Origin of the sequence: Pseudomonas sp. SBB6 (genome assembly GCF_024213215.1) — a bacterium.
Classification (GTDB): Bacteria; Pseudomonadota; Gammaproteobacteria; order Pseudomonadales; family Pseudomonadaceae; genus Aquipseudomonas; species Aquipseudomonas donghuensis.
Window position 1 is genome coordinate 48,490 of sequence record NZ_JANAVH010000006.1, and the last position, 14,675, is coordinate 63,164.

General features: G+C 61.3%; 10 protein-coding genes. 5 read left to right on the forward strand and 5 right to left on the reverse strand.

All coding sequences use genetic code 11. The features are described from left to right. Positions 1 to 45 precede the first annotated feature (45 nt). Genes NLX68_RS13740 through NLX68_RS13760 form a run of 5 tightly spaced genes read left to right on the forward strand, consistent with a single transcriptional unit; the run spans position 46 to position 7,436 of the window. Positions 46 to 1,878, forward strand: coding sequence for an extracellular solute-binding protein (locus tag NLX68_RS13740; RefSeq protein WP_254284450.1), 1,833 nt, complete (start codon positions 46 to 48; stop codon positions 1,876 to 1,878). Next, positions 1,875 to 3,728 (forward strand): extracellular solute-binding protein, encoded by a 1,854-nt coding sequence (locus NLX68_RS13745; RefSeq protein ID WP_254284451.1) that lies wholly within the window; start codon positions 1,875 to 1,877, stop codon positions 3,726 to 3,728. The genes NLX68_RS13740 and NLX68_RS13745 overlap by 4 nt, the downstream gene beginning before the upstream one ends. 1 nt (position 3,729) lies before the next feature. After that, a complete protein-coding gene (locus NLX68_RS13750; protein WP_254284452.1) occupies positions 3,730 to 4,803 on the forward strand; it encodes a microcin C ABC transporter permease YejB in 1,074 nt (357 codons plus the stop codon). Position 4,804: 1 nt separating this feature from the next. Next, positions 4,805 to 5,824 (forward strand): ABC transporter permease, encoded by a 1,020-nt coding sequence (locus tag NLX68_RS13755; protein WP_254284453.1) that lies wholly within the window; start codon positions 4,805 to 4,807, stop codon positions 5,822 to 5,824. A gap of 1 nt (position 5,825) precedes the next feature. Continuing rightward, positions 5,826 to 7,436, forward strand: coding sequence for an ABC transporter ATP-binding protein (locus NLX68_RS13760; RefSeq protein WP_254284454.1), 1,611 nt, complete (start codon positions 5,826 to 5,828; stop codon positions 7,434 to 7,436). A gap of 110 nt (positions 7,437 to 7,546) precedes the next feature. On the opposite strand, the gene NLX68_RS13765 is transcribed toward NLX68_RS13760, so the two are convergent. The 5 genes from NLX68_RS13765 to clpP form a co-directional block, all read right to left on the reverse strand. After that, entirely contained in the window at positions 7,547 to 9,418 is a 1,872-nt protein-coding gene (locus NLX68_RS13765; RefSeq protein ID WP_254284455.1) for a SurA N-terminal domain-containing protein, read from the reverse strand. Between the two features lie 198 nt (positions 9,419 to 9,616). Beyond that, a complete protein-coding gene (locus tag NLX68_RS13770; protein WP_010224366.1) occupies positions 9,617 to 9,889 on the reverse strand; it encodes an HU family DNA-binding protein in 273 nt (90 codons plus the stop codon). Positions 9,890 to 10,037: 148 nt separating this feature from the next. Further along, positions 10,038 to 12,434, reverse strand: coding sequence for an endopeptidase La (gene lon, locus NLX68_RS13775; protein WP_010224367.1), 2,397 nt, complete (start codon positions 12,432 to 12,434; stop codon positions 10,038 to 10,040). Positions 12,435 to 12,585: 151 nt separating this feature from the next. Further along, complete coding sequence (gene clpX / locus NLX68_RS13780) at positions 12,586 to 13,869, reverse strand: ATP-dependent Clp protease ATP-binding subunit ClpX (RefSeq protein ID WP_010224368.1); 1,284 nt, start codon at positions 13,867 to 13,869, stop codon at positions 12,586 to 12,588. A 108-nt stretch (positions 13,870 to 13,977) separates the two neighbouring features. Further along, positions 13,978 to 14,619: an ATP-dependent Clp endopeptidase proteolytic subunit ClpP gene (clpP, locus tag NLX68_RS13785; RefSeq protein ID WP_130263951.1), complete on the reverse strand. Its 642-nt coding sequence runs from the start codon at positions 14,617 to 14,619 to the stop codon at positions 13,978 to 13,980. Positions 14,620 to 14,675: the final 56 nt, after the last annotated feature.

Below are 14,675 nucleotides of genomic sequence, written 5' to 3' on the forward strand. Positions count from 1 at the left end.
ACTGTAGCCGGAATAAAGCCCAAGCCGCCTGGATCGGATCTCGACTTGATACGTCCCCTCCTGTTGCTGTCACTCAGCCTGGCCTTGAGCTTTCCCGCGGGCGCAACAATCAGCGAAAGCCACGGTTACGCCCAGTTCGGCACGCTCAAGTATCCAGCCAAATTCACCCACTTCGACTGGGTCAATCCGCAAGCGCCCAAGGGCGGTACCTTGCGGGCCATGGCATTTGGCACCTTCGACACCCTCAACCCCTATACCTTCAAGGGCTCAAGCCCGGTCACCACGCCGAACTTCTTGCAGTACGGGGTGAGCGAGCTGAACGAAACCCTGATGGTCGGCACCGGCCAATACGACCCGTCCGGTGATGAGCCCACGTCCAGCTATGGCCTGATCGCAGGCTCCGTCGAGTACAGCGAAGACCGCAGCTGGGTGGTGTTCAACCTGCGTCCCGAGGCGCGCTTTCACGACGGCAAGCCGATAACCGCCAGCGACGTGGCGTTCTCCTATCGCACCCTGCTCAAGGAAGGTCACCCGATCTACCGGACCAACCTGCAGGAAGTAAAGCGCGTCGACATTCTCAACCCGCGACGCATCCGCTTCGTCTTCAAGCGCGCCGGCAACCCGCTGCTGATCCTGCGCCTGGGCGAGATGCCGGTGCTGCCGGCGCACTACTGGAAGGGCCGTGACTTCAAGGCCACCACCTTCGAGCCGCCGCTAGGCAGCGGCCCGTACCGCATCACCCAGGTCCAGCCTGGGCGGCGCCTGGTATTCGAGCGGGTGAGGGATTACTGGGGCAAGGACCTGGCGGTCAACCGCGGCAAGTACAACGTCGACCGCGTCGAATTCGAGTTCTACCGTGACAGCGCAGTGGCCTTCGAAGCCTTCAAGGCCGGCGAGTTCGACATCTACATCGAGCACCAGGCGAAGAACTGGGCCAACGGCTACAACTTCCCGGCGGTGCGCCGCGGCGACGTGATCAAGGCGCAGATCCCGCACAAGATCCCGACCCAGACCCAAGGCCTGTTCATGAACAGCCGCCGCGCGACCTTCAGCGATGCGCGGGTGCGCCAGGCGCTGGGGTTGATGCTCGACTTCGAATGGACCAACCGCACCCTGTTCAGCAGTGCCTACCAACGTGCCAGCAGCTATTACCCCAACAGCGAGTTCGCCGCCAGCGGCCTGCCGGTGGGCAAGGAATGGCTACTGCTGGCGCCCTACCGCAAGCAATTGCCGGCGGCGCTGTTCACCGAGCCGTACAAGGTCAGCCACACTGACGGCCGTGGTATCAACCGCCAGACCCTGCGCCAGGCCCTTGACCTGCTCGGCCAGGCCGGCTGGAAGCTCAACGGCCAGCGCCTGCTCAACAGCGCCGGGCAACCCTTGAAGCTGGAGCTGCTGCTGGTCAATCCGAACCTTGAGCGGATCCTGCAACCTTATGTCGAAAATCTTGCCAGCATTGGCGTCGAAGCACGCTTGCGCACGGTAGACCGGGCCCAGTACAAACAACGCCTGGACCAATTCGATTTCGACATGATCCTGATGACCCTGAACCAGACCCTGAGCCCGGGCCTTGAACAATGGCTGTACTTTCATTCAAGCCAGGCCTCGACCAAGGGCAGCAAGAACTATGCTGGCGTGAAAGACCCGGTGGTCGATCACCTGCTCGACACCCTGCTGGCCGCCCAGAGCCGTGAGGACCAGGTGACTGCGGCACGCGCCCTGGACCGGGTACTGCTGTGGCAGTACTACATGATTCCCAACTGGTATCTCGACAACCACCGCCTGGCCTACCGCAATCGCTTTGCCTTTGTGGCCACGCCGCCCTACACCCTGGGGCTCAACAGCTGGTGGATCAAGCCTTCGGAGAAAGCCCAATGATGCCAATGTCCCGCCTGCGCCTGAAGGCCTGCGCACTGCTGCTGGCCTGCCTCGGCAGCCAGGCACTGGCTGCACCGCAACACGCCCTGACCCTCTACGATGAAGCGCCGAAGTACCCGGCAAATTTCAAGCACTTCGACTACGTCAACCCCGACGCGCCCAAGGGCGGCACCTTCCGCCAGGCCGGCTTCGGCGGCTTTGACAGCCTCAACCCGTTCATCAACAAGGGTGTAGCGGCCGACGACATCGGCCTGATCTACGACACCCTGATGACCCAGAGCCTGGATGAACCTTTCACCGAGTACGGCCTGGTCGCCGGCAAGATCGAGAAAGCCCCGGACAACAGCTGGGTGCGCTTCTACCTGCGCCCCGAAGCGCGTTTTCATGACGGCCAGCCGATCCAGGCCGACGACGTGGTGTTCACCTTCAACACCCTGATCAAGCATGGCGCACCGCTGTACCGCGGCTACTACGCCGATGTCGCCGAGGTGATCGCCGAAGACCCGCAGCGGGTGCTGTTCAAGTTCAAGCACAGCAACAATCGAGAACTGCCACTGATCCTCGGCCAGCTGCCGGTATTGCCCAAGCACTGGTGGGAAAACCGCGAATTCACCAAGGGCAACCTGGAAATCCCCCTGGGCAGCGGCCCGTACAAGGTCGCCGAGGTCAAGCCGGGGCGCTCGGTCCGCTATGAGCGGGTCAAGGACTACTGGGGCAAGGACCTGGCGGTCAACCGCGGCTTCTACAACTTCGACGAGATGACCATCGACTACTACCGCGACAGTGCGGTCACCCTCGAAGCACTCAAGGCCGGCCAGTTCGACTACCGCCTGGAAACCGCAGCCAAGAGCTGGGCCACTGCCTATGACGTGCCGGCAGTGCGGCACAAGCGCCTGATCCTCGAAGAGCTGCCCAACGGCAACCCGACCGGCATGCAGGGCTTTGTCTACAACATCCGCCGCCCGCTGTTCCAGGATATCCGGGTGCGTGAAGCACTGAGCCTGCTGCTGGACTTCGAATGGACCAACAAGCAGCTGTTCAACGGCGCCTACACCCGCACTGGCAGCTACTTCGAGAACTCCGACATGGCCGCCCGCGGCCTGCCCGACGCCGCTGAACTGAAGATTCTCGAACCGCTGCGCGGCAAGATTCCCGATCAGGTGTTCACCCAGGCCTTCGCCAACCCGGTCACCGATGGCAGCGGCATGATCCGCGAACAACAGCGCAAGGCCTACAAGCTGCTGCAGGAAGCCGGCTGGCGCATTGTCGACGACAAGATGGTCGACGCCCAGGGCAAGCCGGTATCCATCGAATTCCTCCTGGCACAGACCGAGTTCGAGCGCATCCTGCTGCCGTTCAAGCGCAACCTGGCGGACCTGGGTATCGACCTGGTGATTCGCCGGGTTGACGTCTCGCAATACATCAACCGCCTGCGCTCGCGGGATTTCGACATGATCGTCGGTGGCTACCCGCAGTCCAACTCCCCGGGTAACGAGCAACGCGAGTTCTGGCAAAGCGCCGCCGCCGACAATCCCGGCAGCCGCAACTTCATCGGCCTGAAGGACCCGGTCATCGACACCCTGGTGGAGCAGCTGATCAACGCCGATTCGCGACAAAGCCTGATCGAGCACTCGCGCGCCCTGGACCGGGTGCTGCAATGGGGCTACTACGTGATCCCCAACTGGCACATCAAGACCTGGCGCGTGGCCTACTGGAACCACATCGGCCACCCCAAGGTTTCACCCAAGTACGACATCGGTATCAACACCTGGTGGATCAAGCCCGATGTCGAGCCGGTGGTGCCGCTGAACCCGGCGCCCGAAGCGCAAGCGGCCGAAGGGGCGAAATAGCATGCTGGCCTATATCTTTCGCCGTTTGCTGCTGATCATCCCAACCCTGCTGGGCATCCTGATCATCAACTTCATCATCATCCAGGCCGCCCCGGGCGGCCCGGTGGAGCAGATGATCGCCAAGCTCGAAGGCTTCGAGGGCGCCACCAGCCGCATCGCCGGTGGCGGCGCCGAAGTCTCGGTGGCCGGCTCCAACTACCGCGGTGCCCAGGGCCTGGACCCGGCCTTGATCAAGGAAATCGAGCAGATGTACGGCTTCGACAAGCCGGCGCCGGAACGCTTGTGGATCATGATCAAGAACTACGCCCGGCTGGATTTTGGCGACAGTTTCTTCCGTGACGCCAAGGTCATCGACCTGATCATCGAGAAAATGCCGGTATCGATCTCCCTGGGGCTATGGAGCACGCTGATCATGTACCTGGTGTCGATCCCCCTGGGGATCGCCAAGGCCACCCGTCACGGCAGCCACTTCGATGTCTGGACCAGCTCGGCGATCATCATCGGCTACGCCATCCCGGCGTTTCTGTTCGCCATCCTGCTGATCGTGCTGTTCGCCGGTGGCAGCTACCTGGACTGGTTCCCGTTGCGCGGCCTGACGTCGAACAACTTCGACGAGCTGAGCACCGCCGGCAAGCTGCTCGACTACTTCTGGCACCTGGCGCTGCCGGTCACTGCGCTGGTGATCGGCAACTTCGCAACCATGACCCTGCTGACCAAAAACAGCTTCCTCGACGAGATCAACAAGCAGTACGTGGTCACCGCCAAGGCCAAGGGCCTGAGCCCCAACCGCGTGCTCTACGGTCATGTGTTCCGCAATGCCATGCTGCTGGTGATCGCCGGTTTTCCCTCGGCGTTCATCGGTATCTTCTTCACCGGCTCCTTGCTGATCGAAGTGATCTTCTCCCTCGATGGCCTGGGCCTGATGAGTTTCGAGGCGGCGATCAATCGCGACTACCCGGTGGTCTTCGGCACCCTGTTCATCTTCACCCTGCTCGGGCTGGTGGTGAAGCTGATCGGCGACCTGACCTACACCCTGGTCGACCCACGCATCGACTTCGACAGCCGGGAGCACTGAGATGAACCTGTCACCTCTGAATCGCCGGCGCTTCGAGCGCTTCAAGGCCAACCGCCGTGGCTGGTGGTCGCTGTGGCTGTTCCTGATCCTGTTCGGCCTGAGCCTGGGCGCCGAGCTGATCGCCAACGACAAGCCCCTGGCGGTGCGTTACGACGGCCAATGGTACTTCCCGGCGCTCAAGCGCTACCCGGAAACCGCCTTTGGCGGCGAATTCCCGCTGGAGGCCAACTACAAGAGTCCGTACATCCGCGAGTTGCTGGCGGCCAAGGACAGCTTGGTGCTGTGGGCGCCGATCCCGTTCAGCTACCAGAGCATCAACTACGACCTCAAGGTCCCCGCCCCTGCCCCGCCGTCGACGCAGAACTGGCTGGGCACCGACGACCAGGGCCGCGACGTGCTGGCGCGGGTCATCTATGGTTTCCGTATCTCGGTGCTGTTTGCCCTGACCCTGACCATCCTCAGCTCGATCATCGGCGTGATTGCCGGCGCCCTGCAGGGCTTTTACGGCGGCTGGGTGGACCTGGCCGGGCAGCGCTTCCTGGAAATCTGGTCGGGGCTGCCGGTGCTGTACCTGCTGATCATCCTCGCCAGCTTCGTGCAACCGAACTTCTGGTGGCTGCTGGGGATCATGCTGCTGTTCTCGTGGATGAGCCTGGTGGATGTGGTGCGCGCCGAGTTCCTGCGCGGGCGCAACCTGGAGTACGTGCGTGCGGCGCGGGCGCTGGGCATGCAGAACGGCGCGATCATGTACCGGCACATCCTGCCCAATGCGATGATCTCGACCATGACCTTCATGCCGTTCATTCTCACCGGCGCGATCGGCACCCTGACCGCCCTGGACTTCCTCGGCTTCGGCCTGCCGCCGGGGGCGCCGTCGCTGGGTGAACTGGTGGCCCAGGGCAAGTCCAACCTGCAAGCGCCCTGGCTGGGCATGAGCGCGTTTGCCGTGCTGGCGCTGATGCTCAGCCTGCTGGTGTTCATCGGCGAATCCGCCCGCGATGCCTTCGACCCGAGGAAATGAGATGAGCAAGCAAACCTTGATCGAAGTCCGCGACCTGGCCGTCGAGTTCGTCACCGGCGATCAGTGCCAGCGAGTGGTCGAAGGGGTCAGTTTCGACATCCGCCGCGGCGAAACCCTGGCCCTGGTCGGCGAAAGCGGGTCGGGCAAATCGGTGACGGCGCATTCGATCCTGCGCCTGCTGCCCTACCCGCTGGCCCGCCACCCTAGCGGCAGCATCCTGTTCGAAGGTAACGACCTGCTGACCCTCGACGAGAAAAAGATGCGGCGCATCCGCGGCAACCGTGTCGCGATGATCTTCCAGGAGCCGATGACCTCGCTCAACCCGCTGCACAACATCGAAAAGCAGATCAACGAGATCCTCCTGCTGCACAAGGGCCTGCGCGGCAAGGCGGCCACTGAGCGCACCCTGGAGCTGCTGGCGATGGTCGGCATACCCGAGCCCTACAAACGCCTCAAAGCGCTGCCACACGAGCTCTCAGGCGGTCAGAGGCAGCGTGTGATGATCGCCATGGCCCTGGCCAACGAGCCGGACCTGCTGATCGCCGACGAGCCGACCACCGCGCTGGACGTCACCGTGCAGCTGAAAATCCTCGAACTGCTCAAATCGTTGCAGGCGCGCCTGGGCATGGCCCTGCTGCTGATCAGTCACGACCTCAACCTGGTCAAGCGCATCGCCCATCGGGTCTGCGTGATGCAAAAGGGCCAGATCGTCGAGCAGGCCGATTGCGAAGAACTGTTCCGCAACCCCAAACACCCCTACACGCAGATGCTTCTCGGTGCCGAACCCAGCGGCGGCCCGGCCGGTAACCCGCCTGGCGCACCGATGCTGCAGGTCGAGGACCTACGCGTGTGGTTCCCAATCAAGAAGGGCCTGCTGCGGCGTACCGTCGATTACGTCAAGGCCGTGGACGGCATCAACTTCAGCCTGCCCCAGGGCCAGACCCTGGGCATCGTCGGCGAAAGTGGTTCGGGCAAGTCGACCCTGGGCCTGGCGATCCTGCGCCTGCTTGGCAGCCAGGGCAGCATCCGCTTTCAGGGCACGGCCCTGGAGAACCTGACCCAGCAGCAGGTGCGGCCATTGCGCCGGCAGATGCAGGTGGTCTTCCAGGACCCGTTCGGCAGCCTCAGCCCGCGCATGTGCGTCAGCGATATTGTCGGCGAAGGCCTGCGCATCCACCGCATGGGCAGCGCCGCCGAACAGGAGCAGGCAATCATTGCCGCCTTGCATGAGGTGGGGCTCGACCCGCAGGCGCGGCATCGTTATCCGCACGAGTTCTCCGGCGGTCAGCGCCAGCGCATAGCCATCGCCCGGGCGCTGGTGCTCAAGCCGGCCCTGATCCTGCTTGACGAGCCAACCTCGGCACTGGACCGTACCGTGCAGCGCCAGGTGGTGGAGCTGCTGCGCTCATTGCAGAGCAAGTACAACCTCACCTACCTGTTCATCAGCCACGACCTGGCGGTGGTCAAAGCGCTCAGCCATCAGTTGATGGTGGTCAAGCAGGGCCAGGTGGTAGAGCAAGGGGTGGCGGCGGATATCTTTGCCGATCCGCAGCATGCGTATACGCGGCAGTTGCTGGAGGCGGCGTTTCTGGCGCCAGCTGCCGTTCAGTAGCCTCTTCGCGGGGCAAGCCCGCTCCCATAAACCGGCGAGAGCAGGCTTGCCCCGCGATAAAAACAGAAAAGGCCGCATAAGCGGCCTTTTCTGTTTCAAGCATCAAGCACTCAGTAGCGAGTGATATCCGCCTTGGCTTCCAGCTGCTTGCGGTACGCCGCGAAGTCCTGCTGGCCAGCACGCGAAGCGAGGAAGCGGCGGTAGGTCGCTTTCTCTTCTTCAGTGGCCGCAGCGCCTTCGTTGACGCCGTTCAGGCGCAGCACCACCAGGCTACCGTCAGCCAGGGTAACGCTGGTGTACACCGGCTTGTCCTTGGCTTCTGGCTTGCTCATGCGGAACAACGCCTGCAGCTCGACCGGGTCGATACCTTCCTGGCTGCGCGAAACCGCTTCCTGAACCTTCCAGGCCTGACCGTCCTGGCTGGCCGCCGGGGCAGTCTTGCCATCACGCAGACCGGCGATCAGGGCATCGGCCTTGGTCTTCAGTGCGGCAGTCGCCTGCTCTTTGGCCAGGTGCTTGCGGATGCTCTCGGAGACGACTTCAAGGCCCAGTTGCACAGGCTTGCGGTGTTCATTGACGCGCAGCACAACGATGGTTTCCGGATCCAGCTCGATGGCCGTGCTGTTGGCAGCCGCTTCCAGCACTTCAGTGCTGAACGCAGCCTGGATCACGGCGCGGTTGGCAGTGATGCCTTCGCCGCCTTCACGACCGAACGCCGGCGAGGTCTGCACCTTCAGGCCCAGCTCCTGAGCCGGTTGGGCCAGGTCGGAGGCTTCGAACGCGGAGTCTTCCAGTTGCTTGGTCACTTCGACAAAGCGCTGTTCGACCTGTTGAGCCTTGAGCTCGCGGGTCAGCTTGTCTTTCAGGCTGTCGAAGCTTGGCACTTCCGGCGCCTGGACATCGAGCAGCTTGATCAGGTGGAAACCGTACTCGGTACGCACCGGCCCCGAAACCTGGTCCTTGTTCAGCGCGTACAGCGCCTCTTCGAAGGCCGGATCATAGACGCCCTGCCCGGCATAGCCGAGGTCACCGCCGTTGTTGGCCGAGCCCGGGTCCTGGGAGAACTCCTTGGCCAGGGTGGCAAAGTCTTCGCCCTTGGCCAGACGCGCCTGGATCTCTTCGATCTTGGCCTTGGCCTGCCCCTCGTTCACCTTGTCGTTGATTTCGACAAGGATATGCGCGGCATGACGCTGCTCGGCGAGGTTGGCGATTTCTTTCTCGTACAGCGCCTTGAGCTCGTCCTGGTTGACTTCAACCTGGTCGAAGAACGCGGACTTCTTCAGCTCGATGTAGTCGATGACGACCTGATCGGGGCTCATGAATTCCTTGGCGTGCTGGTCGTAGTGCGCCTTGATCTGCTCGTCGGTGACCTTGACCGCGGCCGGATCGGCCTTGAAGGTCAGCGAAGCGAAATCACGGGTCTGTTTTTCCAGACGGGCGAAAGCGTTGACCTGGTCGTCGGTGACAAAACCGCTGCCGGCAAGGCCGGTGCGCAGTTGGCCGATGAGCATTTCCTGGGCCAGCATTTCGCGAAATTGCAGACGGCCGTAGCCCATCTGGCGAATGACCTGGTCGAAGCGCTCGGCGCTGAACTTGCCATCTTCCTGGAATTCAGGCGTTTGCAGGATCAATTGGTCGAGGGCTGCCTCGGAGAAAGCGAACTTGGCGTCTTCGGCGCCCTGGAGCAGCAACTTGCGATCGATCAGCCCCTTGAGCGCGGCTTCACGCAGCATTTGCTCGTTGAGCATGGCCGGATCGAAATCCTTGCCCAGCTGTTGCATCAGCTGCCGACGTTGCATGTCGACGGCCTGGCTCAGCTCGTTCTGGCTGATCGTGTCGCCATTGACCTTGGCAGCGTCCTGGCTGTTGGTGGTGGCCTGGAAGATGGCATCGAAGCCGGTCAGTGCCATCAAGGCTACGATGACACCGATGATGGTCTTGGCAATCCAACCTTGTGAATTGTCCCTGATATTCTGCAGCATGCGTCCCCCAGAAACGGTTGTACTGAATGAACCAACCGTGGAGCGTGGGTAGAGTCCTGATAGAAGAAAGGCGCATCCGAGGATGCGCCTTCTCGTAACTGGCCGAGCGCCGGGAACCTGGTATCAGGCCTCCCGACGCTCGGCAGCCGGGCCAGGCGTGAACCGGGCTCGGTTAGGCGTGTGCCTGAAGGAAGCGACTTAGTTGACGGCTTCTTTCAGAGCCTTGCCAGCCTTGAAGCCAGGCTTCTTGGCGGCAGGGATTTCCAGGGTCTTGCCGGTTTGCGGGTTGCGGCCGGTGCGCGCTGGACGGTCGGTGACGGAGAAGGTACCGAAACCTACCAGTACCACGGAGTCACCTGCCTTCAGGGCGCCGGTGACGGATTCGATTACTGCGTCCAGCGCTTTGCCAGCGCTAGCTTTCGAAATATCAGCAGATGCGGCGATAGCGTCAATCAGTTCCGACTTGTTCACTCTAAGTCCCCTTATATCTCTATTGAGTTTGTTTCTAAGTATGTAATGAAAAGCTAAACGAGCGCTGGGTGGCCTGTTGACACTTAAGTGCCGCTTTATAACAAGGGCCTGAAAATACTGTCAAGAAAGCCCCCCAGCCAAATACGTACTAATGCGTGCTGATTCTTTCCTTGGAATCGCTGTCGCGCTTTTCATCCTTGGCGACAATCTCCGGAGCCACATCGGGCAAGGGCTCCGGGGCGTATTGCAGCGCAATTTGGAGGACTTCGTCAATCCATTTGACCGGTTTAATCTGCAGATCCTGCTTAATATTCTCAGGAATTTCCTTCAAATCGCGCACATTCTCTTCCGGAATGATCACCGTCTTGATTCCACCACGGTGAGCGGCCAGCAGTTTTTCCTTCAAACCGCCAATCGCCAGCACCTGACCACGCAGGGTGATCTCGCCGGTCATGGCCACATCGGCACGCACCGGAATCTGGGTCAGGGCCGAAACCAGGGCGGTGCACATGCCGATACCGGCGCTTGGACCGTCCTTGGGCGTAGCACCTTCGGGCATGTGGATATGGGTGTCGCGCTTCTCGTGGAAGTCGGCAGGAATACCCAGGCTCCGCGCCCGGCTGCGCACCACGGTTTGCGCGGCGGTGATCGATTCGACCATGACATCACCGAGCGAACCGGTCTTGATCAGTTGACCCTTGCCCGGGATAACTGCCGCTTCGATGGTCAGCAATTCGCCGCCCACCTGGGTCCAGGCCAGGCCTGTGACCTGACCGACCTGATCCTGCTGCTCGGCCAGACCGTAGCGGTACTTGCGCACGCCAAGGTAGTGCTCGAGCTGCTCGCCCGTGACCTTCACCGCCACCTGCTTGAGGCCGGCGTGCTCTTTAACCACCTTGCGGCAGATTTTCGCGATCTGGCGCTCCAGACCCCGCACACCGGCTTCGCGGGTGTAATAGCGAATGATGTCGCGAATGGCCGTGACATCGACCTCCAGCTCGCCCTTCTTCAGGCCGTTGGCCTTGATCTGCTTGGGCGACAGGTACTTGACCGCGATGTTGATCTTCTCGTCTTCGGTGTAACCCGGCAGACGGATGACTTCCATCCGGTCCAGCAGGGCTGGCGGGATGTTCATCGAGTTGGAGGTACAGAGGAACATCACGTCCGAGAGGTCGTAGTCGACTTCCAGGTAGTGATCGTTGAAGTTGTGGTTCTGCTCGGGGTCGAGCACTTCCAGCAGCGCCGAGGCCGGGTCGCCACGCATGTCGCTGCCCATCTTGTCGATTTCGTCGAGCAAGAACAGCGGGTTGCGTACGCCAACCTTGGTCATTTTCTGAATCAAACGACCCGGCATCGAACCGATGTAGGTACGACGGTGACCGCGAATCTCGGCTTCATCACGCACGCCACCCAGGGCCATGCGCACGAACTTGCGGTTGGTGGCGCTGGCGATCGACTCGGCCAGGGAGGTTTTACCCACACCCGGCGGGCCCACCAGGCACAACACCGGGCCACGGATTTTTTTCACCCGCTTCTGCACGGCGAGGTATTCAAGGATGCGCTCCTTGACCTCTTCCAGGCCGTAATGGTCGGCGTCGAGGATTTCCTCGGCCTTGGCCAGGTCCAGGCGCACCTTGCTCTGGGCCTTCCACGGCACCTGCACCAGCCAGTCGAGGTAGGAACGCACGACAGTGGCCTCAGCCGACATCGGTGACATCTGCTTGAGCTTGTTCAGCTCGGCCTGGGCCTTGGCATAGGCATCCTTGGGCAGGCCGGCGGCGTCGAGGCGCTTTTTCAGCTCTTCGACTTCGTTGTGACCTTCTTCGCTGTCGCCAAGCTCTTTCTGAATGGCCTTCATCTGCTCATTCAGGTAGTACTCGCGCTGGCTGCGCTCCATCTGCTTCTTGACCCGGCCACGGATGCGCTTCTCGACCTGCAGCAGGTCGATTTCGGCATCCAGCAGCGCCAGCACGTGTTCAACACGGGCCGACAGGTCGAGGATTTCGAGGATTTCCTGCTTCTGCTCGATCTTCAGCGCCATATGCGCTGCCATGGTGTCGACCAGGCGCCCAGGCTCGTCGATGCTATTGAGCGACGACAGGACTTCAGCCGGGACTTTCTTGCCCAGCTGAACATATTGTTCAAATTGTGACAGCAAGCTACGGACGAAGACTTCAGACTCGCGCTCGGCAGCCTGGGACTCGTCGATCAGCGAAACCTCGGCACGAATGTGCCCGTCGACTTCGTTGAAACGCTCAACGGCACCGCGCTGCTCACCTTCGACCAGCACCTTGACGGTGCCATCGGGCAGTTTCAGCAGTTGCAGGACGGTGGCAATGGTACCGACGCGGTACAGGGCGTCTTCGCCTGGATCGTCGTCAGCGGGGTTCTTCTGGGCCAGCAGGAGGATCTGCTTCTCGCCCGTCATCGCGGCCTCAAGGGCCTCGATGGACTTCTCGCGCCCCACGAACAGTGGGATGACCATGTGCGGATAGACGACGACATCACGCAATGGCAGGAGAGGCAAGTCGAGGGTGGTCTTCATGATTTCGCCTCTACAGCGGCCTTATGGCCGGAAACCGATGGAATTTGAGCGTGGAGTTAATGTGGGGGCAGGCCCGCAAAAAAACAAGCGCTGCGACAGGAAAAGCAAAGGGGCCCGAAGGCCCCTTGCTTGAATCGAGCCGCAGGGCGACTCAGACGTCGGGTGCAGCCTTGGCTTGCGGCTCGCTGTTCTCATAGATCAACAGCGGCTGCGAGGAGCCATCGATGACGCTCTCGTCGATCACCACCTTGCTGACATCCTTCTGCGAAGGAATCTCGTACATGGTGTCGAGCAGGATGCCTTCGAGGATCGAACGCAGGCCACGAGCCCCGGTCTTGCGCTCCAGGGCCTTGCGAGCCACCGATTTGAGCGCATCGCTGCGGAACTCCAGGTCCACGCCTTCCATTTCGAACAGCTTGGCGTACTGCTTGGTCAGGGCGTTCTTCGGCTCGGTCAGAATCTGCATCAGCGCAGCTTCGTCCAGCTCGTCGAGCGTCGCCAGCACAGGCAGACGACCAACGAATTCCGGGATCAGGCCGAACTTGACCAGATCGTCAGGCTCGACTTCACGCAGCGACTCGCCAACCTTCTTGCCTTCCTGCTTGCTGCGTACTTCGGCACCAAAGCCGATGCCGCCACGGGTGGAGCGTGCCTGAATGACCTTTTCGAGGCCCGAGAACGCACCGCCACAGATAAACAGGATGTTACGCGTATCGACCTGCAGGAACTCCTGCTGCGGGTGCTTGCGGCCACCTTGCGGCGGAACCGAAGCGACCGTGCCCTCGATCAGCTTGAGCAGCGCCTGCTGCACGCCCTCGCCCGAGACGTCACGGGTGATGGACGGGTTGTCCGACTTGCGCGAAATCTTGTCGATTTCGTCGATGTAGACAATGCCCATCTGGGCCTTTTCCACGTCGTAGTCGCACTTTTGCAGCAGTTTTTGAATGATGTTCTCGACGTCCTCACCCACATAACCGGCTTCGGTCAGGGTGGTGGCATCGGCAATGGTGAACGGCACATTCAACAGACGCGCGAGGGTTTCGGCGAGCAGGGTCTTACCCGAGCCCGTCGGACCGATCAGCAGGATGTTACTCTTGCCGAGCTCGACATCGTCGTTCTTCTTGTCGCGTTGATTCAGGCGCTTGTAGTGGTTGTACACCGCTACCGCCAGTACCTTTTTCGCACGTTCCTGACCAATGACGTACTGGTCCAGGATGGTGCTGATTTCTTTCGGCGAAGGCAGTTTATGCGCGCTGCTTTCGGCCTGGGCTTCCTGCACCTCCTCACGGATGATGTCGTTGCACAGGTCGACGCACTCGTCGCAGATAAATACCGAGGGGCCGGCAATCAACTTGCGCACTTCGTGCTGGCTTTTGCCGCAGAAGGAGCAATAGAGCAATTTGCCGTTGTCCTCGCCGTTACGGGTGTCAGTCATTCGATCGATCCAATCCGGTAGGCTTGCAACACAAGATGAAGGCAATTGCGGGCTTTTTCAAGTCCGCAGGTAGGCGCAATGCGCGCCCGCCTGCTCTGGCACCCGGATTCAGGAGGCCAGTTGCCGCTTGTCGTAGACCGAGTCGATCAGGCCGTATTCGGCTGCGCGCTCGGCGCTCATGAAATTGTCGCGCTCGGTGTCACGCTTGATGGTCTCCAGGTCTTGACCTGTGTGGAAGGCCAGCAATTCGTTCAGACGCGACTTGATGGAAAGGATTTCCTTGGCGTGGATCTCGATATCCGTCGCCTGGCCCTGGAAACCGCCCAGTGGCTGGTGAATCATCACCCGCGAGTTCGGCAGGCAATGACGCTTGCCTTTTGCACCCGCAGCCAGCAGGAAGGCGCCCATGCTGCAGGCCTGGCCGATGCAGATGGTCGAGACGTCCGGCTTGATGAACTGCATGGTGTCGTAGATCGACATACCGGCAGTCACCGAACCGCCCGGCGAGTTGATGTAGAGATGGATATCCTTGTCCGGGTTTTCCGCTTCAAGGAACAGCATCTGCGCCGCTACCAGGTTGGCCATGTAGTCCTCTACCGGGCCGACCAGGAAGATCACCCGCTCCTTCAGAAGGCGCGAGTAGATGTCATAGGCGCGTTCGCCACGAGCGGATTGCTCGATAACCATCGGGACCAGGCCGCCTGCGGCCTGGATGTCAGAGCTCTGCTGATAATAAGAATTGCGGGACATGTCCTGCACTCACTCCCAAATAGTCATGTCTTGAATACGCACAAGCCAGCTCGAAG